Source organism: Pedobacter duraquae, from assembly GCF_004362245.1.
Lineage (GTDB): Bacteria > Bacteroidota > Bacteroidia > Sphingobacteriales > Sphingobacteriaceae > Pedobacter > Pedobacter duraquae.
Genome location: NZ_SNWM01000003.1, coordinates 638,646 through 661,808 on the forward strand (window position 1 = coordinate 638,646; position 23,163 = coordinate 661,808).

Annotated in this window: 22 protein-coding genes; 14 read left to right on the forward strand and 8 right to left on the reverse strand. The window is 40.7% G+C overall.

All coding sequences use genetic code 11. The features are described 5' to 3' along the window. Window positions 1-36 precede the first annotated feature (36 nt). Entirely contained in the window at window positions 37-1,083 is a 1,047-nt protein-coding gene (locus CLV32_RS14310) for a hypothetical protein (protein ID WP_133556665.1), read from the reverse strand. A gap of 95 nt (window positions 1,084-1,178) precedes the next feature. On the opposite strand from CLV32_RS14310, the gene CLV32_RS14315 reads away from it, so the two are divergent. The 4 genes from CLV32_RS14315 (at window position 1,179) to CLV32_RS14325 (ending at window position 4,917) form a co-directional block, all read left to right on the forward strand. Further along, window positions 1,179-1,583 (forward strand): c-type cytochrome, encoded by a 405-nt coding sequence (locus tag CLV32_RS14315; protein ID WP_243732320.1) that lies wholly within the window; start codon window positions 1,179-1,181, stop codon window positions 1,581-1,583. Between the two features lie 361 nt (window positions 1,584-1,944). Beyond that, the gene (locus tag CLV32_RS14320) at window positions 1,945-4,278 is read left to right on the forward strand and encodes a hypothetical protein (protein ID WP_133556667.1); all 2,334 of its coding nucleotides are present in this window, start codon (window positions 1,945-1,947) and stop codon (window positions 4,276-4,278) included. Between the two features lie 161 nt (window positions 4,279-4,439). Next, window positions 4,440-4,598: a hypothetical protein gene (locus tag CLV32_RS23110; protein ID WP_166641944.1), complete on the forward strand. Its 159-nt coding sequence runs from the start codon at window positions 4,440-4,442 to the stop codon at window positions 4,596-4,598. Between the two features lie 49 nt (window positions 4,599-4,647). Continuing rightward, entirely contained in the window at window positions 4,648-4,917 is a 270-nt protein-coding gene (locus CLV32_RS14325; protein WP_133556669.1) for a YtxH domain-containing protein, read from the forward strand. A gap of 18 nt (window positions 4,918-4,935) precedes the next feature. On the opposite strand, the gene CLV32_RS14330 is transcribed toward CLV32_RS14325, so the two are convergent. After that, window positions 4,936-6,120: an alginate lyase family protein gene (locus CLV32_RS14330; protein ID WP_133556672.1), complete on the reverse strand. Its 1,185-nt coding sequence runs from the start codon at window positions 6,118-6,120 to the stop codon at window positions 4,936-4,938. 10 nt (window positions 6,121-6,130) lie between these two features. After that, the gene (locus CLV32_RS14335) at window positions 6,131-6,505 is read right to left on the reverse strand and encodes a DoxX family protein (protein ID WP_133556675.1); all 375 of its coding nucleotides are present in this window, start codon (window positions 6,503-6,505) and stop codon (window positions 6,131-6,133) included. Between the two features lie 57 nt (window positions 6,506-6,562). Here CLV32_RS14335 and CLV32_RS14340 point away from each other — a divergent pair, with 57 nt between their 5' ends. After that, complete coding sequence (locus tag CLV32_RS14340) at window positions 6,563-6,898, forward strand: hypothetical protein (protein ID WP_133556677.1); 336 nt, start codon at window positions 6,563-6,565, stop codon at window positions 6,896-6,898. A gap of 36 nt (window positions 6,899-6,934) precedes the next feature. On the opposite strand, the gene CLV32_RS14345 is transcribed toward CLV32_RS14340, so the two are convergent. The 3 genes from CLV32_RS14345 to CLV32_RS14355 all read right to left on the reverse strand — a co-directional run bounded on the left by CLV32_RS14345 (window position 6,935) and on the right by CLV32_RS14355 (window position 11,815). After that, window positions 6,935-9,007 carry a TonB-dependent receptor gene (locus tag CLV32_RS14345; protein ID WP_133556680.1) on the reverse strand — a complete coding sequence of 691 codons (2,073 nt, stop codon included), beginning with the start codon at window positions 9,005-9,007 and terminating at the stop codon, window positions 6,935-6,937. Beyond that, window positions 9,004-10,317 (reverse strand): PQQ-dependent sugar dehydrogenase, encoded by a 1,314-nt coding sequence (locus tag CLV32_RS14350; protein WP_243732321.1) that lies wholly within the window; start codon window positions 10,315-10,317, stop codon window positions 9,004-9,006. The genes CLV32_RS14345 and CLV32_RS14350 overlap by 4 nt, the downstream gene beginning before the upstream one ends. A gap of 262 nt (window positions 10,318-10,579) precedes the next feature. Next, window positions 10,580-11,815, reverse strand: coding sequence for an NADP-dependent isocitrate dehydrogenase (locus CLV32_RS14355; RefSeq protein WP_133556683.1), 1,236 nt, complete (start codon window positions 11,813-11,815; stop codon window positions 10,580-10,582). Window positions 11,816-11,910: 95 nt separating this feature from the next. Between CLV32_RS14355 and CLV32_RS14360 the strand changes: the two genes are divergently transcribed. Further along, window positions 11,911-12,333, forward strand: coding sequence for a hypothetical protein (locus CLV32_RS14360; RefSeq protein ID WP_133556685.1), 423 nt, complete (start codon window positions 11,911-11,913; stop codon window positions 12,331-12,333). Between the two features lies 1 nt (window position 12,334). On the opposite strand, the gene CLV32_RS14365 is transcribed toward CLV32_RS14360, so the two are convergent. Then, window positions 12,335-14,161: a DNA polymerase III subunit gamma/tau gene (locus CLV32_RS14365; protein ID WP_133556688.1), complete on the reverse strand. Its 1,827-nt coding sequence runs from the start codon at window positions 14,159-14,161 to the stop codon at window positions 12,335-12,337. A 186-nt stretch (window positions 14,162-14,347) separates the two neighbouring features. Between CLV32_RS14365 and rpsF the strand changes: the two genes are divergently transcribed. Genes rpsF through rplI form a run of 3 tightly spaced genes read left to right on the forward strand, consistent with a single transcriptional unit; the run spans window position 14,348 to window position 15,424 of the window. Further along, window positions 14,348-14,707, forward strand: a complete 360-nt coding sequence (gene rpsF, locus CLV32_RS14370) for a 30S ribosomal protein S6 (protein ID WP_133556691.1) — start codon at window positions 14,348-14,350, stop codon at window positions 14,705-14,707. After that, window positions 14,707-14,970, forward strand: coding sequence for a 30S ribosomal protein S18 (rpsR, locus tag CLV32_RS14375; RefSeq protein WP_008244392.1), 264 nt, complete (start codon window positions 14,707-14,709; stop codon window positions 14,968-14,970). The genes rpsF and rpsR overlap by 1 nt, the downstream gene beginning before the upstream one ends. A 10-nt stretch (window positions 14,971-14,980) precedes the next feature. Continuing rightward, window positions 14,981-15,424 (forward strand): 50S ribosomal protein L9, encoded by a 444-nt coding sequence (gene rplI, locus CLV32_RS14380; RefSeq protein WP_133556693.1) that lies wholly within the window; start codon window positions 14,981-14,983, stop codon window positions 15,422-15,424. A gap of 70 nt (window positions 15,425-15,494) precedes the next feature. On the opposite strand, the gene CLV32_RS14385 is transcribed toward rplI, so the two are convergent. After that, window positions 15,495-15,785 carry a hypothetical protein gene (locus CLV32_RS14385; RefSeq protein WP_133556695.1) on the reverse strand — a complete coding sequence of 97 codons (291 nt, stop codon included), beginning with the start codon at window positions 15,783-15,785 and terminating at the stop codon, window positions 15,495-15,497. An 80-nt stretch (window positions 15,786-15,865) separates the two neighbouring features. Between CLV32_RS14385 and mtgA the strand changes: the two genes are divergently transcribed. From mtgA to CLV32_RS14410, 5 genes are all read left to right on the forward strand, one after another. Continuing rightward, complete coding sequence (gene mtgA / locus CLV32_RS14390; RefSeq protein WP_133556697.1) at window positions 15,866-16,588, forward strand: monofunctional biosynthetic peptidoglycan transglycosylase; 723 nt, start codon at window positions 15,866-15,868, stop codon at window positions 16,586-16,588. A 44-nt stretch (window positions 16,589-16,632) separates the two neighbouring features. Beyond that, window positions 16,633-17,184, forward strand: coding sequence for an RNA polymerase sigma factor (locus CLV32_RS14395; RefSeq protein WP_166641945.1), 552 nt, complete (start codon window positions 16,633-16,635; stop codon window positions 17,182-17,184). 73 nt (window positions 17,185-17,257) lie between these two features. Then, on the forward strand, window positions 17,258-18,370 hold the full coding sequence (locus CLV32_RS14400) for a FecR family protein (RefSeq protein WP_133556701.1): 1,113 nt from the start codon (window positions 17,258-17,260) through the stop codon (window positions 18,368-18,370). A gap of 28 nt (window positions 18,371-18,398) precedes the next feature. Continuing rightward, the gene (locus CLV32_RS14405; protein WP_243732322.1) at window positions 18,399-21,767 is read left to right on the forward strand and encodes a SusC/RagA family TonB-linked outer membrane protein; all 3,369 of its coding nucleotides are present in this window, start codon (window positions 18,399-18,401) and stop codon (window positions 21,765-21,767) included. Between the two features lie 10 nt (window positions 21,768-21,777). Further along, window positions 21,778-23,163, forward strand: a complete 1,386-nt coding sequence (locus CLV32_RS14410; RefSeq protein ID WP_133556703.1) for a RagB/SusD family nutrient uptake outer membrane protein — start codon at window positions 21,778-21,780, stop codon at window positions 23,161-23,163.

Genomic DNA, 23,163 nt, shown 5'->3' on the forward strand with positions numbered 1-23,163 from the left:
ATATTTGGTTATGATAAAGATATGTTTTTTTAAATGCTATTTAAAATCAAAATAGGCAAGCGTGGTTACCTGCTTGTCACTTCTGTTGGCATCACTTATTACTAAAGCTCCTTTTCTAAAAAGCACCATGCCTTCCCAATTATTTTTGTCGGAAGGGAAGGAGCGGACGGCTTCCCATTGTTTTTTCCCAGTTGCGGAAAGCCGTACAATCCGGGAATAACTCGTCGTTTTTTTCTTTAGATAGTCCCCGTTTTGAGTCAGCTCTGCTTTCAGGTCCGGGATAGTTTTGCTAATTTCTTTTTCAGCATTCCTGAACATTTCGTTATCGAGGTAGGCCTTATAATCGCCATTCCAGAAGTAATTAATACCATAAATGGTCCCTTGGGCATCAATCTGGATATCCGTTATCCTGAAAGGTAAAAAGGGGATGTCGATTTTTTCAGGTGCTTTTTTAAACGATGGATCGATCAGATAACCGATACCTCCATTGTGCATGGCATTGTATTCATATATCGCTAAAAGCTTCTTTTTTTCTGGTAGATAAGTCAGCGCCTCGTAGCCAGCATTTTCAACATAAGGATATCTCGCTAACCTCATGAAGTTGACGGCGTCTATCTCAATTGTGCCTAATTTGGTGTTTAAAATTCCTTTGATCAGGTAACAATAATCTTTGTCATCGTGTGTTTCAATCGATAGATAAACTTCATCGCCGATAAATGTAATTGCCTCGAAACCTTCATAACCTGATTTAATTTCATCTGGAAGTAGAGCGAGATTTTTTACCTTGATGGTTTTAAACGCGGTAAGTTGCTTATCCTTTCCTTCGATCACACGGGTAATACTATCCGTCAGGATGCTATAGATATTAAAAATGCCCTCCAGTTTAGTTTCTTTGTAACTGCCATATTGTGGAATCAAATACAGTCGCCCTTTGTGGCTGCTGAGTCCGGAAAATTCTTCATTTACTGAAGCAATCTCCAGGGGAAGTGGGATTGTTTGATACGAACGCTGTGCAAATGCTGCCAGTTGAGGGGATAAAAACCCCAGGCAGAAGATAAAAGTTGATATTAGGGCTTTTTTCACGGATTAAATATACAAACTGACGTTAAAATACCAATCCTGAAAATGCAGATTAAACCAAACCGCATGTTTTTTATCTTAGTTATAAATAACCTTATATGATGCGCTTTAAAACCATTTCTATCCTTTCTGTTTTGCTGTTAACTGTCGTTGCCATGAGTGCCTTTATGCCTCAGCAAAAACAGCCTTCGGATTCAAATCTTAAAGTGTTGGCTAAGGATATCAGTCCGGATGATTTATATGATATGATGGAGGGTTTTAATACATCCTTAGGCGTAAAATGTAATTTCTGCCATTCCGCTAAAAAAGATGATCCAAACAAACTGGATTATGCGCTGGATGGGAAACCAGAAAAGGAAACCACCAGGGCTATGATCAAAATGACAATGGAAATAAATGAGAAATATTTCCATAACGCAAGTGCCTACAGTACTAAAGCTGTATTGGCAGTCAACTGTATTACCTGTCACAATGGGAAGGCACATCCTGAAGCCAAATTTTAATTTCAAAAACACTTTGTGAATGGGGATTGTTCCAATGAAAACTATCCTTATGAAATTTAGCAAAGTAGAACCAAAAATGCCTGTCGTAGCCCTGCTTGTGGATATTGCTGTAGGTTTTTCTCATTTTTTGCTAATTTTATTCCTACTATAGTAATCTTCTTTGCTCTCTAATGTCTTACATATTTTGATAAGCTAAAAAACAGTAGTAAATGGGACGCTAGTTTCATCTCGACTGCTCACCGTTTGAATTAAAACGCCTCTGTCTGCAATAAAGATGAATAGGACGAGAAATCTATTGGAAATTATGCTAAAGCTAGGGATATTCTAATTAATTTACGGTCATCATTTTTTAATACATGCAATGGAAAGTAACAATGACCCAGTAATTTATCAATATTTAAAAATTGAAGAAGAATTAAATATTCCGATCGGTGATAGCTTTTCGGCGAATGAACCAGCTAGTCTAAAAAAGAAATTAAACGGACGACTTGCGTTAGATGGCGAAGAAATGCAGGGTATAAATGAAAAAAACCAATATGGTGGCTATCCGGGTTTCGATTCTAGCTCGGCAACTAGTTATTTTCAGAATACAGTAGGCGATATAACCTTTAACGTGATAAATGAAGCAACAGGCGAATCCCTTAGTTATAAAACGGTTTTCGGAGTAACAGATTTTGATGTAGATGGAGTTTACATAAAAAAAGAAACGACCGGATCTAATGCGGGAAGATACTTGAAATTGGATTTAAAAAATGGGTTTTTAAAAGCTAAATATTATGGAGTCAAGGGCGATGGAATAAGCGATGATACCGAAAGCTTAAGGAATGCTTTGATTTCTCATAGCAAATATAAGGTGCCTCTCTTTTTTGATGAGGGATTATATATCATAAATCACAACAATTGGACGTCTTCACTTGAACTTAACTATGTAAATGTTATAGGTGTTGGAAACGATTTTTCAAAAATTAAAGTGGACAGCCGTGTGTTTCAAAATTTCATAAAACTAACTGATAACTCAATTTGCATCCTCCATAAGATAGCTATCGGAGGATTTTTAAATGTTATTTTTTCAGAAGATAAAGTTTGTCATCTTTCGATTTCAAAGTGCAAGTTCTTTAATAATAGAGAATTTAGCGTTTATGTTAAAGAAAGAACTATGGCAGCAAATTCTGAAGTAGTATTTGCTAATTTGTCGGACAATTTGATAGAAAATAGCTCTGGATTTGCTTTGCAAGGACTGATATCAAAAAGTGCAATAGCTACTGGAAATCAAATGTACAATGTACAAAGAGACCTAACTTTATGGGATATTTCCAATGGTTATAGAGTTCAGGGGATTTGTATTGGCGATCTGAGTAATGCAGAGCCAGATTATGGTCAAAATTTAACTACGCAAATTATTATTTCAAATAACACTATCGAAAAGTTGACTAATCAATCACCTGTTGGCTCAAGCAATTATTATTCTACTAATGCGATCGCGGCTTCCGGCAGAAACGTTATAATATCGAACAATGCTATAAAGGCACTTATATCAAGTAGAAACGATGATGTAGAGGCAATTTACACAAAAATGGTGGAAGGCGTTGTTGGCTTTAACACAATAGAAGACGGAACCATGGGAAATTCTATATCTACTGCTTCAATTGCAATTAAAGGCGTCAGGATTGACAATCCAACCAATCTTCCTGCGTGTAATAATATCCAAGTTATTGGAAATGTTTTGCTAAACAAAACTGGTAATACCGGATGCGTTGGAATACAAATATATGGCGGAAGCAATATTGAGGTATCAAATAACACGGCTGATGGATTTCTTTATGCTGGAATGAGAGTTTTAGGCGGTAAAAACATCTCGCTTACAAGAAATAACATATTAAATATGGATGCTTCGCAAGCTATTACTTCTGAGTTGTCTTCCATAGATGGGTATTTAAGAATCGAAAATAATAATATATCAGATATTCGAGGTACTAATTCCACAACGGCATTACAACTTATTAAGGTCACTGCCAGTGTTACATCTATCACCGATTTAAAAGTTATTGGAAATCATATATATATATCTTTAGATAATACTAAATATAACACCGCGTCTCTAATAGCAGTGGATGCAGTAACTGGGATCAACAGATTAAGCTGCCATGATAACGAGTACATTATCTTGTCATCTAACAGTTCTACAAATGTAAATTTAAATGGCCTCAATATTAGGGTAGTTAACTCTACAGGTTTTGCTAAAAATATTTCTGTTTCTAATAATAGGTTTAAAACAGATGTGCCTTTGGTTAATATGAGGCATTTCACTATTAATGGATCAGCCAATATTGCGGATAACTCTTCTTTAGTACCTAATCTTCAATTAGGAATTAATTACAATAACGGAGTTGAGTACAATAATCCATTTAAAAGAATAGCTCCGGATGCCTCATTTACTGTCACTCAAGTAGATAAATATATCACGCTCTCTTCAATTGCAGCAAGTAGAATTGTTACATTACCCAGCGCTAATAGCTGTCTCCTTAGAACGATTATACTACATAATATAAATACATCATCGTTTGCCTGGGGAGTTACTCCCGGTATAAGAGACTATTCCGGCAATCTATATTCGTTATTAGACAATAAAACAATTTATATGATTCAGAGTGATGGGACAGCGTGGTATATAATGTCGAAACAGGGGCCAGTCTAAGTCTTCTTTTTATTTGATGAAATTGTTAAAGAGGTGAAATTTTAAGATTTTTACTTTTGAACAGAGAAAAAGGAAATATCGTTACGCAATTTATCGCACAGAAATTAGGTGTTCCAATAAAAGGTGAAAAATGCCAACAACATCTCGTGCACTAAAAAAGCATGAGTAACAGAACATTTCAACATTTGATGATCAAAATGACAATGGAAATAAATGAGAAATATTTCCATAACGCAAGTGCCTACAGTACTAAAGCTGTATTGGCAGTCAACTGTATTACCTGTCACAATGGGAAGGCACATCCTGAAGCCAAATTTTAATTTCAAAAACACTTTGTGAATGGGGATTGTTCCAATGAAAACTATCCTTATGAAATTTAGCAAAGTAGAACCAAAAATGCCTGTCGTAGCCCTGCTTGTGGGTATTGCTGTAGGCGCCGCCTTCGGAATCCTTTTTGCTCCGAAATCGAAGTCCAGATCAAAACATGCCACAACAACCAAACCTATACCCGATCTGCGGGCACATAGCCTTGAAGTTTCAGAGAAGCTGACGGGATCGCCTGAGCAGATTCCCGATCTTACAAAAACAACTTTAAAACAGACAGGGCCAAAATCGCGTCAGCTCCCTATAGAAGCATAGGAAGCTGACATCAATATGCTACATCCAGATTAAAGGGTGCCTGATCGGTAGATTCCTGATTACCTCCTCAACCTTGGGGTCGTGGTCAAGTTTTGCCCAGGCGGCATACCAATCTGTATTTTGATAAGCTGCGGCGCCAAAAAGTAAAAACGGTTGCGCAACCGGCCAGTTGTCCCAATACATCACATCAGCTTTCAAAGGCCAGGTGCTTTTGTCAGCGATGTATGGGTACAAATAAGCAATTCCCTTTTTAATTGACTTTCCATCAGCAGTTTCATAAGCCCACAAGTTTTGTGAGGATGAAGAAAGGATCTGACATAGGGTAACCATGGCATCGAGGTTGAAGATTGAATAACCATAGGGCTTAGTCCGCGAAAGCTCTAGCGGGAAGCTTCCATCAAGCCCCATTTGGTTAGGAAGCAGAACCTGCTTAAACCGATTTGTACAAGAGTCAAGCATTGCTTTATTGCCACATAATTTGGCGAACGAAGCGACCTGCATTGTCCAACAGGTAGTATGGTTATTTTTAACGTTTTTCTCCTGCAGGCCTTTCTGACTGGTGTTTAGCCAGGTAGTATATGCGTTGAACCAGCTCTTTATTCCTTCGGTAGTTTTAGGATCCAGGGCTGCTGATTTTTCCATCACAATTACACCTTGCGCAACTTCCATCAGGTGAATGGTATCTATGATTCCATAATTTCTGCCAGTGAATAACCCTTTAACAGCCTGACTATATTCCAGGTTGGGGTTCATTAAGGTCTCGCGGTTGATAAACCAGGCACGTAGATGGACTACGGCTTGTTTCACATATTTGTCATCGTGTGTAATTTTATAAGCAGAAGCCAGTGCGCCAATAATTTTGCTGAACCTGATCATCGCTTTACGATGTTCTACAAAGTTATCGGGGTTGGTTAACCCGTCTCTGTTGATATAAGGTCCATCAGGATTTTTAGGATCCGGCCAGAAATAATCTGCTTCGGAGAAAAAATCATGTAACCCACCAGCACTTCTTGCAGAACTTGCAGCAGTAATTGTTACCGGTTTTTGTTGCATTGCCCAGGCTGCTTCGGCCATAATCTGATTTTTTAATAGTGCTTCAGCTTTCTGATAAGTGTCAGAATTGGCATGTACTGGCGTCGTCGCCTTTGCAGTAAGCGTTAAACAGACAACTAACGCAACGATTGTGCAGGAAAGTTTATTCATAAACATGGTATTAAGAGTTTAGGTTATCTTTTTTACTGATCCACCATGCCCAGGCAATTAGTACAAACTGAAACGGCAGGCGGATATAAGCTATTGTTTTGCTGCCGATGGCAGGATGAGTACGTAGCGTGTCAATAATATGCAGGGGCAGAAAGATAATCATCAGCCAGAATACACCGATTGCTGCGCGGTATTTAAATCGGGGCAAAAAAAGGCCAACACCCAGAATTAGTTCTGCTGCTCCGCCAAGGTAGTTAGTTAAGGAACCAGGCAGAAAGGCCGGAATAAATGGATAGTAGCTGGTAGGGTTAATGAAATGGTTAAGTCCGGCTACAATCAGAATGATCCCGAAAACAACAGTCAGTATATATTTGGTTCTTTGCATTGTATAGTGTAAATATATTTAAATTGGTTTACTTTTGAATTTCCAAAAAAAAGAAACATGTCTGAAAATACCCCTAAACCCATTTACAACGATTTCCAAGAATTCTATACCCAGGCTGTACTGCCTGTAAAAGAAGCGAACCATGCATGGATTCGCCTTGACGGAAAGTTAAAGGGAAATACAAGAATCGTGTTCGGTTCTTTTATGTATCAGGATAAAAAATGGAAAGTTGCCGGAGATACGCAATTTGAAAAGCTTGCCCTTGTGTTCGCAGAATTGCAAAAAGGAAACGATCCTTTTGTAATTAAGCATACACGCGATCATCAGGGAGAAACGTTGACCATCAAAGGACAACCGGTTAGAGATGCTAGATTTTATGTTTATTCTGCATAAATTGAACCTGGAGGAACAGGAACTTTTTTGCCTGACCTATATTTTAGTAAATCTGTAGGTCAGGCCTCCATAAAAACTTCTGCTAGCTGCGGGGTTAAAATATCTGTTATTAGCCGCATTCAGATCGTTACCAAGACTATATTTCTCGTTTAGCAGATTGTCTGCACCAGCATAAAGTTCCAATCTGGTTTTTGCTATCCTGATATTTTTCCAGCCGATTCTTGCCTGTACCAGATGGTAGTGGTTGGCGTATATCGTATTACCATCATTCAATGGGATTTTAGCGGTGTAGTTGTGTTGCACAAAACCATACAGTCCTTGGGGCAGGTCGACTGAAGCACTGGTAACAAATGTGTTTTTCGGAACACCGGTTAAGGCATTGCCGTCATAATTTACTGCTCCTGCCTGGTAGTTTTTAAATTTGAAGTTGCTTAGGGTAATGGCGTTTCTCAACTGAAGACCACGAAATATGCCGCTGGTCTTTGGCCTGATGAGCCACGCCGATAAGGCTGTTTCTATTCCCAATTGCTTAGTGCCACCGGCATTGATAAAATACTCCGTATCATTGGTATTGACCCTGCGTACAATTGCGTTAGTGAGGCTGTAATAGAATCCTGTTACGTCTGCGGCAATTACGTTATTGAGATCCTGAAACTTAATCCCTATCTCTCTGTTCCATCCGGATTCTGGTTGTAAGTTTACATTGATGATCGCATCTGATGCACGGACTTCAGCTTGTGTTGGTGGAGAATATCCTTTACTGATCGAGCCACGCAACGCAAAACGTTGATCCAATAAATAGGATAGCGCTATCCTCGGCATAAATTGCGTGTCGAACTTATTAGTGCGTTCTGCTATTGCTACTGGTGCTATACTTTCATAGTGGTATTGATAAAGATTGGCGCTTCCGGAAAGTTCTAACAACAATTTTTTATTCAAATCGACATTCATGTTGATGAAAGCAAAATTGCTTGACGATTTTAATTTGTCGGCTGCCATAACCGCAGCTGCCGTACCGAAGTTATTCACATAGTTATCCACATCTGATGACGTGCCGGAACTTTCCAGCCCGATATCAAATTTATAGCTCAGTGTGTTAAACGATTTTTCATAATCCAGATACGTACGGGCGCCAAAAGTGGTTTCTTTCCTGTGTTCGTAATTGGTGATGAATGGATTTTTAAGGTCTGTATACGATCCAAAAACTGCCAGAACATGTCTGAATCCCTTACCCAATTGCCAGTCGTTGGAGATACCACCGTAAAAGGTTTTACTGTAAATTCCGGCCTGTTGCTGGATGGCGCTTCTGATGGCACCGGCTGCGGGTCTCGACATACGGGGATTTAACTCCATCTGTGCAGCAGTGAGTCCGCCTGGTGTCTGATAACCCAGATCCGAGTAGAAGAATAAAGCTTTCAAACTAGCCTGTGGAATGTAGTTAAGCTGTTGCACGAGCTGTACAAAGTTACGTTTCATCGCGCTGTTATCGCGATAGCCATCACTACGCTGGTAACTTTGCGTCAATGTAGCCTGATATTTACCCCATTTGTTGCCAAGGCTGACATCTTCATGGAACGCGCCAAAAGAACCGGCCTCCAGTTTTAATGCCGCTGCGGGGGAAGCGTTTAGGGTACTCGGGTTTATCAGCACTACGCCACCAGAATTGGCTCCGAAAATGCTGCTTTGAGGTCCTTTTAATACCTGGATTGACCCAATGGCGCTCACATCTAATGCATTGAGGTAAGTGTTTCCCCCGGCATCAGTAAGTGGGAAATCATCCAGATAAATCTTAACATTCCTGATTCCAAACGGAGAACGCAAAAGACTTCCGCGTATCGAAAGCCTGTAACTTCCAGGAGAGCGTTCCTCCATTCTGATGCCCGATATGGTATTCATCGCTGGCACCAGTGAGTTACTGTTTTGTTGTTGAATTGCATCTTGGTCGAGCACGCCAACAGCACCCGTACTCCTCAATTGAGGCAGTACGTTGAAATAAGGTTTAATAACCACCTCCCGTAAACGGGTGGTGGTATCTTTTTTTATTTGTGAAAATGCAGCGGTATGTAAACATAATAGGCAGAGCGCCGAGACTTTTAATTGTTTGATCATTTTGCCGCAACTCTCCAAATTGTATTACTTACGTCGTCTGCAACAAGCAAAGAGCCATCCTTAGCAACGGCAACGCCTACTGGCCGACCGTATACCTCACCTTTTTCCTGATCTGCGATAAAGCCGGTCAGGAAGTCTTCCAATGCTCCAGCTTTAACACCGGCTTTAAAAGGGATGAAGGCTACCTTATATCCTGATAACGACGACCTGTTCCATGATCCGTGCTGACCGATAAACATCCCACCCTGATATTTGGCAGGGAATTTAGTGTCCTTGTAAAAAGCAAGACCTAGTGACGCTGTATGTGAGCCAACAGCAATATCAGGAACAATGGCAGATTTAACCAATTCAGGATTTTGCCCTTTCAGTCTTGGATCTTCATGCTGTCCGTAATAAGAATATGGCCAACCATAGAAGGCACCTTGCTTAACGCTGGTTACGTAATCCGGAACCAGGTCGTCGCCTAATCCGTCGCGCTCATTAACAGCGGTCCACAGCGCGCCGGTGCCTGGAGCCCAGGCAACACCTACAGGGTTGCGCAGTCCACTTGCATAAATGACTTCACCTGTTCCATCAGGATTGATCTGCAGGATATTGGCTCTGCGTTTTTCGTTTTCTATACCATTTTCTGCAACATTACTTCCCGATCCAACAGTAATATAGATTTTGCTATTATCCGGACTTGCAATCAGATTCCTTGTCCAGTGGTTATTGTAACCGCCTGCTGGTAATTCCAAGATCTTTGTACCTGTTCCGGTTATTTTTGTGTCGCCCGTTTTATATGGATATTTGTATAGTCCATCTGTATTAGCAACATAAAAAGCATTACCAATGATTAAAACGCCATAAGGCTGGTTTAAACCAGAGATAAACTGTGTTTGTAGATCAGGTTTTCCGTCGTTATTCGTATCGCGGAACAAGACTACAGTATTGGCACTTTTGCCGCCTTGTTCAGATTTCGCTTTACCACTAACTGCATCCACTACTTTCTCTTTTGTTGAGCGTTCAGAGTTAGACAATACAGCCAGGATGTCACCATTAGGTGCGATATAGATATTTCTAGGGCTTTTGATATTACCGGCAAATTTTGTTACGGTAAATCCTTCGGGTGCAGTAGGAGTTTTGCCATCAGGCCAGCCAATAACTTTACTGAATTTGCTTTTTGCAGCCTTTTCATTAGGCGCAGGAAGTGCTACTTCCTGATCTGTTTTGGTGGTTACAGTATCAGTGGGGCCACCTGAAGTTTTGTTATTCGAATTACAGGCTATTGCAAGTGGTAAAATAGCCAGCATGGGAATGAATCTTTTCATAAGCTTTATTTTGATCTCTGGATAACAACTGCGTCTACAAGATGTTTGTAAAGCTATCGCTTAAATAGATCATTCCAGACCTTATCCGAATATAATCCGTGTTTTATCCAGTGTTTTTTGGTTGATTACTGGATAGATAGTGGATAGGATCTGGATGAATACTGGATGAAAGCATAAATATTGGGCGTATAAAATTGAGTATATACCAAAAAAAAGCGCCGTTTCTATTTCAGAAACGGCGCTTTACCAAGAAAAATAAGTGTTATCCTAATTTTGACTGCAAGTTCTCGTCAATTGCGGCTAAGAATTCTTCTGTATATAAGTAATCTTTACCATGCTCCACTTTGTTTCCATGGATACAAACAGCAAGATCTTTAGTCATTTTTCCGCTTTCAACAGTTTCGATACAAACTTGCTCTAAAGCGTGGCAGAAATTGATCAGCTCCTGGTTGTTGTCTAAAACTCCACGGAATTCAAGACCTCTTGTCCAGGCAAAGATTGAAGCGATCGGGTTGGTCGACGTAGGTTTTCCAGCCTGGTGATCACGGTAGTGACGAGTCACAGTACCATGAGCAGCTTCAGCTTCCATTGTTTTTCCGTCTGGTGTAATCAATACGGAAGTCATCAGACCCAATGAACCAAAACCTTGTGCTACGGTGTCTGACTGAACGTCTCCATCATAGTTTTTACAAGCCCAAACAAAGTTACCATTCCATTTTAAAGCAGATGCAACCATGTCGTCAATCAGACGGTGCTCATAAGTAATTCCTGCTTCAGCAAATTTAGCCTGGAAGTCGTTCTCATAAATCTCCTGGAAGATATCTTTGAAACGACCATCATATTTTTTAAGAATTGTATTTTTTGTAGACAAGTATAAAGGCCATTTTTTGCTTAATGCCTGGTTAAAACAAGCATTGGCAAAGCCACGGATACTTTCGTCAGTATTGTACATTGCTAAAGCAACACCATCGCCTTTGAAGTTATAAACATCAAATGACTGTACTTCTCCACCGTCTTCAGGTGTGAAAGTAAGCGTAAGTTTACCTTTTCCTTTAGTCACCAGGTCAGTAGCTCTGTATTGATCACCAAAAGCATGACGGCCGATACAGATAGGAGCAGTCCAGTTTGGAACCAAACGTGGTACATTGCTCATCACGATAGGCTCACGGAAAACAGTACCATCCAGAATGTTACGGATTGTGCCATTGGGAGACTTCCACATTTGTTTCAGGCTGAATTCTTTAACACGTTCTTCATCAGGAGTGATGGTTGCACACTTGATACCTACACCATATTTTTTAATGGCTTCAGCGGCATCGATAGTTACCTGATCATCTGTCTGATCGCGGTACTCAATACCAAGATCATAATATTTGATGTCCAGGTCCAGATAAGGAAGGATCAGCTTGTCTTTAATGAATTTCCAGATGATTCGCGTCATTTCGTCGCCATCCAGTTCTACAACAGGTTGGGTTACTTTAATTTTTTGTACAGACATATTATGGGTTCAATTTTAATTGATATCGATAACAAAGATATAAAATCAAAACAATTAATGATTTGATAAGTTTATTCAATTGTAAACTAGAATTTATGAGTACGAATAAAGACATCAGCAATACAACAGGATCAGGCGATAAATTGCACGATTCTGATCTCGGAGAAACAAAAGATTTCAATGAACTATCTTACGACGAAGAAAAGGGTAGTTATGAGTTGGATGTAAAGGGAGAGGATAAGGATTACGATCATCCGCTACCTTATGATACCGCTGCTGCAAATGGTGGCGACGACAATTCAGATTATGATGAAGCGAATCCATATATAGGTGATGAATATGCAAAGAAAGATGATCAGATCGAAGCCGGTCTTGATGATTTAGGTATGCATGTAGACGAAGGTGAGATTGTTGAAGTAGATCCTGAGGATGAATATCTGGCGCGTACACCAGAAGATGACCGTACTGATCTTGATGAGGAAGGTTATCCCATCAATGATGCTCCGCCACTACCTTAGTTTAAGGATTCAGATCCAGATTAAACTTTTTACGCATATCCTCCAATTTAGGATTTTTAGATAGCAGGTACTGGTACTTTTCTATGCTGGTATACAGCCTGTTTTGAATTTTTCTTTCGGCCTTTTCCATCACCATGGAGAGGTCGAAGTTTTTTAGCTGAGACCTCAGGAAATTCAGGAAGTCTACCATCTCATCCTGAAGGATACTTTCCTGTGCACTGTTTTCTATCAGCACCTTAATTTCTGTAGGTGTATTCAGAATTGGCGGATTGCTGTTCAGAATCGTATAGAAATTGATTTTGTGTTCTGCCATGGCTTTCTGGGTATATTTTTCCCAGAGCACCATAAGCTGTTCCATCGTGAACGGCTCCTTGTCATCACCATAAATATATTTAGGCCCTTTTTCTTCCAGTGCTCCGGCGATATTGTCTAGCGCAGTTAAGGAAGGAATCAGCGTGCTTGGTAACTTGCTTGATGGATTTAAGGCTATTTTGCCATTTGCACCGATAGGATTTACAGGGATGCTTTTTATTTCGGGTGTTGGTTGAGGTTTGATTTCGGCAACCGGCTCAGGTATTTTTGTATAACTCACCAGGGGTTCTGCAGGTTGAGAAGGCGCTGCTTGTGCAGGTTCGGCTGCTGGAGCTTCAGTTTTTACATCAGTTTTTTTTTTAATCTGATCCTGGTCAGTTAGCTGTGTTGTTGCAGAAGCGGGTATTTGTGCCAGTTGTAGAACCGAGTTGATGTGACACATTTTGATCAATGCCAGTTCCACCTGTAACCGTTGATTTTTACTGTTTTTGTAAGTCAGGTCACATTGATTGGCCAGGTTCAAAGCCGTCAATATAAAGGATACTGGTGTTTGCTGACTTTGGCTCAGGTATTTTTGCTTGATGTTTTCGCTTACTTCCAATAGTTTGATCGTTTGCGGATCTTTACCTACAAGGAGGTTTCGGAGGTGACCGGATAAGCCATTGATGAAATTATTACCATCAAATCCGTTATTCAGGATCTCATCAAATAACAGCAATGCAGCACTTACATTGGCTGAAGTAAGTGAGTCGGTCAGTTTAAAATAGTAATCATAATCCAGGATGTTCAGGTTGTCGATTACCGATTTATAAGTCAGATTTTTATTGGTGTAGCTAACAATCTGATCAAACATGGATAGGGCATCACGCAATCCTCCATCTGCTTTTTGGGCGATGATGTGCAATCCGTCCATTTCTACTGAAATCTGCTCGCGCGAAGCGATTGTATTCAATAGGTTGGAGATGTCGTCTACCTGAATTCTGTTGAAATCAAAGATCTGACACCGGGATAGGATGGTGGGCAGGATCTTATGCTTTTCTGTAGTAGCTAAAATAAATATGGCATAAGAAGGCGGTTCTTCCAGTGTTTTCAGAAATGCGTTGAAGGCATTTGCTGAGAGCATGTGAACCTCATCTATAATATAGATCTTGTATTTACCAGCCTGTGGCGGGATACGCACCTGTTCGATCAGGCTGCGGATATCATCCACCGAGTTGTTGGATGCCGCATCAAGTTCGTGGAAGTTAAAGGAATGCCCGGTCTGGAAGGATACGCAGGATTCACAAACGCCACAAGCTTCAGTATCTGCTGTCAGGTTGGTGCAATTAATTGTTTTTGCAAGGATCCGGGCACAGGTAGTTTTACCTACCCCACGTGGACCGCAAAAGAGAAAGGCCTGCGCCAGTTGGTTATTTTTGATGGCGTTTTTTAAAGTACCTGTAATATGCCCCTGTCCAACTACGGTCTCAAACGTGGCTGGGCGGTATTTTCGGGCTGATACAATGAAATTTTCCATCGCAACGAAATTATGAAAATTTTGGCTGTCCAAACGATTTGTTGGGAAATAATTCCGCAGGTTCTGAGAATCACGGGCTTAAGCTTTCATTAAGTTTGACTATTGATTTGATTAATAGAAATTTATTACTACATTTGCATCCCCGTATTTTGTGCGGGAAATAAACATAAAAATAATTAAATAACAATGAATCAGTACGAAACTGTTATCGTTCTAACCCCGTTGTTGTCAGAAGAAGTAGCGAAGGAAGCAATAGCTAAATTCAGCAAAATCATCGCTGACAGCGGAGCCGAAATTATCCAAGAGGATAGTTGGGGTTTGAGAAAATTAGCGTATCCGATTGAGAAAAAAGCAAGCGGACATTTTCACCTTACAGAATACAAATCTTCAGGTGAATTAATTAACAAGTTGGAGTTGGAGCTTAAACGCGATGAGCGTGTGCTACGTTTCTTGACCATTAGATTAGACCGTCATGCGGTTGCATATAATGAGAAAAAACGCAGTGGAGCTTTTAACAAAAAACCTAAACAGGAGGCTGCAGTATAATGGCAAAGGATCAAATACAATATGTTACCGCTCCAAAAGTGGACGATAACAGAAAAAAATATTGCCGTTTCAAAAAGAACGGTATCAAATACATTGATTACAAAGACGCAAACTTCTTATTGAAATTCATCAATGATCAGGGTAAAATTTTACCTCGCCGTTTAACCGGTACTTCATTGAAGTTTCAACGTAAAGTGGCACAAGCGGTAAAACGCTCACGTCATATTGGCTTGTTACCTTTTGTTGCTGACCAATTAAAATAGAAGCTGAGAGATGGAAATTATTTTAAAACAAGATATCAAATCCCTAGGGGAAAAAGATGATATCGTGAATGTAAAGCCAGGATATGGTCGTAACTACTTAATCCCACAAGGATTTGCTCAGTTGGCTACTGTATCTGCTAAAAAAGTATTAGCAGAAAACCTGAAACAAGCAGCATTCAAACAAGATAAAATCAAGAAAGACGCAGAAGGCATTGCTGAGCGTTTGGCTGATGTTAAATTATCTATCGGCGCTAAAGCTGGTGAGACTGGAAAAATCTTTGGTGCAGTAAACACCATTATGATTGCTGATGCATTGAAACAACAAGGTTTTGATGTTGACCGTCGCAGAATCACTTTTGAAACTGAACCTAAATTTGTTGGTGACTATGTTGCTAACTTGAACTTGCACAAAGAAGTGAAAGTTAAGGTTCCTTTCGCAGTTGTTGCTGAGTAAGTTTAACTGAATGATATAGAAAAGGCGTTCCGGATTCCGGAACGCCTTTTTTCGTTTATACTGTTTGGCCTTAGCGTTTATTCCTGCTTCTGCCTTCATCGATCAGCTTTCTGATCTCCTTAACATCGGCTTTTGTAAAGCCATGAATTTCTATCTTGTTTCCATTGTGGAATAAGCGCAGGGTAGAGAACCCGATCATTGGGGTGTCTACTTCGATAGCTGTAATATCCTGATAATTCAGGTATTTTGAGTCGCCGCTAAACAGGCCGGGAATTCTGACTTCAACTGAGTTTTCCTCCAGGTTGATCTCTGCCGGAAAAACTTTATTGCCTTCCGACAGTCTTGATGTTTTAAACTTCATTTAAATGATTTGATTAATGTTCAATACGCTATACGAAAGTAAACATTTTACGGCATAATGTTTTTATTTACCTTTGAGCAATGGCAAAAAGAAAAGCAGGTAAAAACCCCGGCAAATCCACTCTGGTTAGAAAGATAACGCGCATCGCATCCAAAGTATTACTTTGGTTTCTTTTGGTGAGTGTCCTTTGGGTTCTGGCCTATAGGTTTATCAATCCGCCGATCACCTTGTTAATGATTGAAAGGAACATTGAGCGTAAGGCCGATGGAAAAACTTTTAAGACAGATAAGAAATGGGTTGATTTTGAAAACATCTCTGATAACATGAAGCGCGCAGCGGTATCTGCCGAGGATCAGTTGTTTTTGAAGCACATGGGTTTTGATATCAAAGCCATTGAGAAGGCTTATGCAAGTAATGCAAAGGGAAAGAAAGTAAAAGGGGGGAGCACCATTTCACAACAAACGGCCAAGAATGTGTTTTTGTGGCCTGGACGTTCCTGGATCAGGAAGGGTTTTGAAGCTTACTTTACGCTGTTAATCGAATTGCTCTGGAGTAAAGAGCGCATTCTGGAAGTTTACCTGAATGTAATTGAGATGGGTGATGGCATTTATGGTGCCGAAGCAGCAGCTCAGGAATATTATGGGAAGTCTTGCGGTTCGTTAACGCGTGCTGAGGCTGCGCTGATTGCCGCCTGTTTTCCTAACCCACTGCGCTGGACACCTGTAAAACCTACGCGCTATATCAGACACAGACAGTTTGTAATTACAAGGGTAATGCGCCGCCTGGGGCCACTCGATTTCTAAACTCCTAGTTACACTCGTGATTAATCCTTATCTTGAGCACTGATATGCAATTGGAGGGTGACGATCGTACGTATTGGGAACAGATGCGGCTTGGTGATAAGCAAGCCCTTTTTGAATTGTATAATTCCATGTATTTCCATCTGATCAGATTTGGCCTCAAAATTAATGCGGATGATGAGCTCGTAAAAGACTGCGTTAACCAAGTGTTTTTGAATTTGTGGGACAAGCGATCCCGGCTTGCTGCGGTAGACAATGTAAAAGCATATTTAATGACCTCATTGAAGCGTTGCATGCTCGACCAATTGTCTTATTTAGATAAAATGAGTGTTGCTGTTAGCAAAATGGGCATAGAAGAAGATCAAAGCGAGCTTTCTTATGAAGAGATCATCATTAGGCTGCAAGACAATGATGAGTTACGGGATAAATTGCGTTTAGCCATAGGAAAATTAACGCCAAGGCAGATGGAATTAATCCAGCTTCGATTTTTTGATGGTTTAAGTTATGAAGAAATTGCAGACAAAACCTCGCAAACTGTAAAAACGGCTTATAATACGATTTATGATGCCATTAAAACTCTGAGAAAACTCCTCAAATGATATTTTTATTTAAAAATATTAAATATCCTTAGGAAAAACTTCTTGTTTTTGCGTCTGTGTTGTAAAAGCTTTTATGCAAAAACCTTTTACTCACTTTTCTATTGAAGATTTTGTTTGCGATACTTCGTTTCAGCAATACTGCTTAGGTAATAGTCTGGAGAATCAACTCGTATGGCAGGAGTGGATTGCAGCTAATCCGAATAAACGGCAGGATGTTGAAGAAGCCAAAAGAATTATTTTAATATTAAGTGCAAAGCAAGGAAGCCGCTTGCAGCAGCTTAAAGCACTTAGAAGCGGAATGCAGCAGCGCGATGCCCTGGAGCAAAAACTATTTCAAACGGAAATTGATGCTGTGCGAGTTGTAACTTTAACCCCTCGCACTAACCGGTATCGTTGGCCGTTGATCGGCGCAGCAGCAGTGGTATTCTTGTGCTTTGCCGGATACTTTGCCTTTTATCAACCCGCTGCTATTCCCGGTTTTAATTTCAAAAGTACGGATGCGTTAACGATCAGATCGGCAAAGAGCCCCCGCAAAACTGTTATTTTATCAGATGGCACGATAATTACACTTGCTGTGAACAGTACTATAAGAATGTCACCAGATTTTGTTTCGGGTCAGCGGGAGCTCTGGCTTAACGGCGAAGCTTTTTTTAATGTGAAGCACGACCGGGCCCATCCATTTGTGGTACATACTGCTTTTAACGATATCAAAGTGCTGGGCACAACATTTAATGTCAGGGCTTATTCTGTAGACAAGACTATGGAGACAGCATTGATTCATGGAAGTGTGCGTATAGATTCCAGAAAATTTCCTGGTTATTATGTGGTATTGAAACCGAATGAAAAGGTGATCACCAATAATTACGCTGATGCACCTGTTGCGGACAGCGGTAAGAAAATGTTTCATGTATCGGCATTGAACACCGAGCGTACTAAAGAAACACCGGCCGAGATCAGGTGGGTCAAGAAACGTTTGACCATAGAAAATCAATCGCTGGAAAACATCGCCCAACAATTACAGACCTGGTACGGCATCGACATCGTTATTGCTGATGATAAAGTTAAGGCCTACCATTATTCTGGCGTTTTCGAGAACGAGACAATTGTAAAAACATTGGAAGCGTTGCAATTATCCTATCCTTTCAATTTCCAGGTAACACATAATCAGATTATCATCAGTAAATAAACCTTAAACAACACCTAAAACAATAAATATGAAAAAAAATGTACTCTTAAAACATGCCGGTTATGCTTCGGGCGGTAAAGTCTATTTAACCATGAGACTTGCCTGCCTGTTCATGCTTATCATGTGCATGCAATTATCAGCATCAGGCTTTGCGCAGCAAAAGATTAGCCTGAATGTTAAGGATATGAGCATCAGGAACCTACTTAAATCTATAGAAAAGCAAACAGCATACCGGTTTGTGTATAGTAACAACACGCTGAAGAACGATGACAAGGCGTCACTGATTTTACATGATGTTACGCTTGACGAGGCGATGCAATCAGTATTGCAGGGCACAGGATTAACGTATGCATTAAAAGAAAGTGACCTGGTGGTCATTTATCCAGCAGGAACAAAAGATAAGAAAGATGCAGTAGTTACCGGAAAGGTATCTGATGCATCGGGGGCTCCGGTTCCAGGAGTTTCGGTTCGTGTAACAGGCACTTCGGTAGCAACCACTACTGACGCCAGTGGCGCTTATATGATCAGGGTTCCCGATCAGGCTACCACATTGGAGTTTTCTTCTATCGGATTTGACAGACAAGTTATCGCTTTAGCCGGAAAAACCAGTATTAGCATTACACTTCGTGCAAACACACAGGATTTGCAGGAAGTGGTTGTAACGGGATATACCAGTTATAAGAAAGTACAGTCAGCAAGTGCCTCTAGTCAGGTTTCGGCAGATAAGATCAATGATGTTGCCGGATTAACATTTGACCAGATCCTGCAAGGACGGGTGCCGGGTATGAGCGTGATCTCAAGCTCAGGCCAACCGGGTCAGAGTGCTGCTGTTGTTATCCGTGGTATAGGAAGTGTAAATGGATCTTCAGCTCCATTATATGTATTAGACGGTACACCGATTGAAGCAGGTTATTTTCAAACGATCAATCCAGAAGATATAGAATCTGCAACGGTACTTAAAGATGCTTCGGCGAAAGCGCTTTACGGTTCGAGAGGATCGAATGGTGTGATTGTCATTACGAGTAAAAAAGGTAAAGCGGGCAGAATTGCAGTTCAGTATACTTCGCAATATGGTTTTTCTAACCTGACTGAGGCTAAAACAACGATGATGAATACTGCGCAGAGACTTCAGTTTGAAGAGGGGGTGGGAGTTGATTTTGGCAGGAATATTGGTCCGGGCTGGACCTACTCTCCAAAAAATCCTGCATATACTTCAGGAACGGCAGCTTTTAGACAACGTGCAGATCGTATTCTGGACAGTTTAAAGGGAATTAATATCGACTGGAGAGACCAGATTTATCAGAATAGTAAATTCCAGGAGCAACAGGTTAGTGTTAGTGGAGGAAATGAAAACCTACGTTTCTATAATTCATTGAATTATTACCACCAGGACGGGATTGCGAAGCGTACAGGTTTGGAAAGATATTCCTTGAAAAGTAATGTTGACTTTAAGGACAATAAATTTTCGGGAAATGTGAATTTAACGTTAGGATACTCAAACTCAAGTTTCACAGAGGGTGAAGGGGGTACTGGCGCAGGAACAGCAATGTCTGCAGCTTATTACGCACTTCCTTATGAAAATCCATATGCGCCGGATGGTACTTTAATCCATCAGGGTAATAAAGCCAACTACTTTATCCTGGATCAGCGCGAGGGCAGTCAGGCATTAGAACGTTTGTTTAACTCAACAAACAAAACAGATCAGTTGAAGAGCATCATTGGAACTTCACTGGCTTACCAGATCCTTCCTGAATTAAAGATTACCACACGTGCGGGTATCGATTACAGAAATTCTACCGATCAGGCTTATATCAATCCAGACTCTTATTACGGATCAAGAAGCGTGGCAAACACATTAGGTGGTAAGGGAAGATTTGATGAAGGAACAAGAAGAAACTTTAACATCATCTCGACTACTGGTTTAACCTATGCGAAGACCTTTGCTGAGAAACATGATTTTGAAGCTTCAGCCTATTACGAGTACGTATATAACAACTACAATTCTTTTAGCGCAACAGGTTTTGGTTTAGATGGTCGTTTACCTGAAACACCAGCAAGCATAACTAACGGTAGTGCAACTTACCTGCCGGTATTTACAGGTGGTAAAACCAGTAGTGCATTGGCCTCATTTATGGGAGTTGCGAGATATACTTACGATAATAAATATACATTGACAGGAAGTTACCGTTATGATGGTTCTACTAAAGTTGCTCCACAGAATAAGTGGCATGGCTTTTATTCTGCCGGCGCAAACTGGAATGTTAAAAAGGAAAGCTTCCTTGAGAACTCAAGCCTGATTGCTGACCTGAGCTTGCGCGCGAGTTATGGTACTTCGGCGAGTCCATTTGGTGGAGATTACTTGTACCTTGCTACTTATTCTGCAAATACATCATACGGTGGTGCTACGGCGATTCGTCCAACAGCAGTTGGTAATGCCAATTTTGACTGGGAGTATGTAAACGAGTTTAATACAGGTTTCGACCTAACTTTATTAAGCAGTCGCAGGTTACGTTTATCAGCAGATTACTATAATAAGATCACTAGTAATATGTTTATTGACCAACCTCTTTCTGCGACTTCAGGATTTGCCAATGCTAATTTAAGCAGTGGTAAAATGAGAAACAGAGGGGTAGAATTCGATATCAGTGGAGATGTGATTAAAACTGCTGATTTTGTATGGACATTGGGTGCAAACGCAGGATATAACAAAAATGTTATTTTGCATGTAACAGACATCACAGATTCTTACCCTGATGGGGACACCAGAATTCTTCAGGTGGGCTTGCCATACGGATCATACTATGCTCCGCAATGGGCAGGTGTTAATCCACAGACCGGCGAAGCTCAATATTACAACCTGGATGGCAGTATCACGACCACTTACAACGTAAATACACAAAGCGTAGCTAATTCTGGAAGCTTGTACCCTAAACTTACTGGCGGATTTAATACCTCATTAAGTTACAAAGGGCTGAGCGCATCTGCCTTATTCTCTTTTGTATCTGGAGTTAAAAGGTGGAACAATGAAGATTTCTACAATGAAAACCAACGTTATGCTACCAGCAATCAATCGTTAAGGATGCTTGAGGATCGCTGGATGAAGCCTGGTGATGTGAAAACCTTGCAGCGTTTCGATATCCCTAGGAACTTTACATCCAGAGATATTGAGGATGCTTCATTTCTTCGCCTTAGAAATGTGAATATCAGCTATTCGTTCCCTAAAGCGATGATGGAGAAAATCCACGTGTTTAAAGCAGTAAAAGTATTTGTACAGGGACAGAATCTGGTTACTTGGACAAAATGGAGAGGATTGGATCCTGAGAACAATAGTGTTTACGGACGCTTCCAGTATCCTAACGCCAGAACTTATACAGCCGGACTTAGTGCTAACTTCTAATTTTAAAGACATGATCAAAAGATATATCAAATTTACATTACTGTTTGCTGTGCTATCAGGAACATTTTCCTGCACCAAACTGGATCTTAAGCCTACGGACACGATCGATGCAACCAAGGCTTATAGAAATTTAAATGACGTAAACCTGGGGTTACTGGGCGCTTATGCAGTGCTTGACAACACCCTTATTGGTTTGAACGCTATCGCCTCTGATGAGGTTATGCTACCTACAGAAAACACAGTAAGTAATACGGATGCCCACCGTTGGTTATATACCGCAGGAAGTGGATCTGTGACCACATCGTATGGTGACTATTATCGTGCTATTGACCGGATCAACAGAGTTCTGGCAGGCATTGATGGAATTACTTTTACTACTTCTGAACAGGCGCTGAGAGACCGTTATCAGGGTGAATTACTTGCTTTGAGGGCATTCTGTCACTTTGAGTTGCTCAGGGCATATGGATCGGCTTATCAGGCTGGTGCGCTTGGTGTTCCTTATATGAAAGTTTCTGAAATTGGTTATCCTGCGAGAGATCCATTTGAAGTGGTTGTTGCTAATGCTAAAGCAGATTTGCAAGCTGCAAAGACATTTATCCCTGCTAGTTTTACTGATAAAACCAGAATCACTAAACTTGCGGTTGCAGCGGTTCAGGCAAGACTGGCATTATATGAAAAAAACTGGGCTGATGCGATTACGTATTCGACAGAGGTCATTGCAGCAGCACCTCTGGCTACAAAAGCTCAGTTTCCGGGTATCTGGACAGATGTTGCGGAAAATGAAGTAATCTGGAAACTTAAAAGGATTGCTACCGATACACGTACCGGAGACTTGTTTTACCGTCAAACTGGTGGGATCGTATTGTATGCACCTTCATCGAAATTGATCAATACCTTTGATAAAGTGAACGACGTTCGGTATGCAGCATACATAAAATTTGATGCGACAAGGACAGGAACTAAATCTCAGTACCTGGTAAATAAATATATCGGTGGTACTGCGAGTGCTCCAGGGCAGGCTGACATCAAAATGTTCAGGACAGGCGAGATGTATCTAATCAGGGCAGAAGCTGAGGCAGAATCTACTGGTGATGCTGCGGGCGACTTAAATACATTAAGGGCAGCAAGGATTACTGGGTATACTAACGCTGCTTTTGCGGATAAAGGTACTCTTATCGAGGCCATCAACACAGAACGTTTTAAAGAACTTGCGTTTGAGGGCCACCGCTTCTTTGATTTACGAAGAAGGAACCTACCGGTACAACGTTTGGCAGCTGATGCCATTAATACTTCTGGTGCGGTAACACTATTGCCAACACAGGCTCAATATGCGTTTCCTTTGCCGGCACTGGAACTGTCAGTGAATAAGAATACCGTACAAAATCCAAAATATTAA

What these genes read in the sequence shown, in the direction of transcription:
- CLV32_RS14410 (WP_133556703.1), top strand. Translation starts at nt 21,778, where the DNA reads ATGATCAAAAGATATATCAAATTTACATTACTGTTTGCTGTGCTATCA.
- CLV32_RS14350 (WP_243732321.1), bottom strand. Translation starts at nt 10,317, where the DNA reads ATGAAAAGATTCATTCCCATGCTGGCTATTTTACCACTTGCAATAGCC.
- CLV32_RS14335 (WP_133556675.1), bottom strand. Translation starts at nt 6,505, where the DNA reads ATGCAAAGAACCAAATATATACTGACTGTTGTTTTCGGGATCATTCTG.
- CLV32_RS14365 (WP_133556688.1), bottom strand. Translation starts at nt 14,161, where the DNA reads ATGGAAAATTTCATTGTATCAGCCCGAAAATACCGCCCAGCCACGTTT.
- CLV32_RS14345 (WP_133556680.1), bottom strand. Translation starts at nt 9,007, where the DNA reads ATGATCAAACAATTAAAAGTCTCGGCGCTCTGCCTATTATGTTTACAT.
- CLV32_RS14320 (WP_133556667.1), top strand. Translation starts at nt 1,945, where the DNA reads ATGGAAAGTAACAATGACCCAGTAATTTATCAATATTTAAAAATTGAA.
- mtgA (WP_133556697.1), top strand. Translation starts at nt 15,866, where the DNA reads ATGGCAAAAAGAAAAGCAGGTAAAAACCCCGGCAAATCCACTCTGGTT.
- CLV32_RS14405 (WP_243732322.1), top strand. Translation starts at nt 18,399, where the DNA reads ATGAAAAAAAATGTACTCTTAAAACATGCCGGTTATGCTTCGGGCGGT.
- CLV32_RS14355 (WP_133556683.1), bottom strand. Translation starts at nt 11,815, where the DNA reads ATGTCTGTACAAAAAATTAAAGTAACCCAACCTGTTGTAGAACTGGAT.
- rplI (WP_133556693.1), top strand. Translation starts at nt 14,981, where the DNA reads ATGGAAATTATTTTAAAACAAGATATCAAATCCCTAGGGGAAAAAGAT.
- CLV32_RS14385 (WP_133556695.1), bottom strand. Translation starts at nt 15,785, where the DNA reads ATGAAGTTTAAAACATCAAGACTGTCGGAAGGCAATAAAGTTTTTCCG.
- CLV32_RS23110 (WP_166641944.1), top strand. Translation starts at nt 4,440, where the DNA reads ATGAGTAACAGAACATTTCAACATTTGATGATCAAAATGACAATGGAA.
- CLV32_RS14360 (WP_133556685.1), top strand. Translation starts at nt 11,911, where the DNA reads ATGAGTACGAATAAAGACATCAGCAATACAACAGGATCAGGCGATAAA.
- CLV32_RS14400 (WP_133556701.1), top strand. Translation starts at nt 17,258, where the DNA reads ATGCAAAAACCTTTTACTCACTTTTCTATTGAAGATTTTGTTTGCGAT.
- CLV32_RS14325 (WP_133556669.1), top strand. Translation starts at nt 4,648, where the DNA reads ATGAAATTTAGCAAAGTAGAACCAAAAATGCCTGTCGTAGCCCTGCTT.
- CLV32_RS14330 (WP_133556672.1), bottom strand. Translation starts at nt 6,120, where the DNA reads ATGAATAAACTTTCCTGCACAATCGTTGCGTTAGTTGTCTGTTTAACG.
- rpsR (WP_008244392.1), top strand. Translation starts at nt 14,707, where the DNA reads ATGGCAAAGGATCAAATACAATATGTTACCGCTCCAAAAGTGGACGAT.
- CLV32_RS14340 (WP_133556677.1), top strand. Translation starts at nt 6,563, where the DNA reads ATGTCTGAAAATACCCCTAAACCCATTTACAACGATTTCCAAGAATTC.
- rpsF (WP_133556691.1), top strand. Translation starts at nt 14,348, where the DNA reads ATGAATCAGTACGAAACTGTTATCGTTCTAACCCCGTTGTTGTCAGAA.
- CLV32_RS14315 (WP_243732320.1), top strand. Translation starts at nt 1,179, where the DNA reads ATGATGCGCTTTAAAACCATTTCTATCCTTTCTGTTTTGCTGTTAACT.
- CLV32_RS14395 (WP_166641945.1), top strand. Translation starts at nt 16,633, where the DNA reads ATGCAATTGGAGGGTGACGATCGTACGTATTGGGAACAGATGCGGCTT.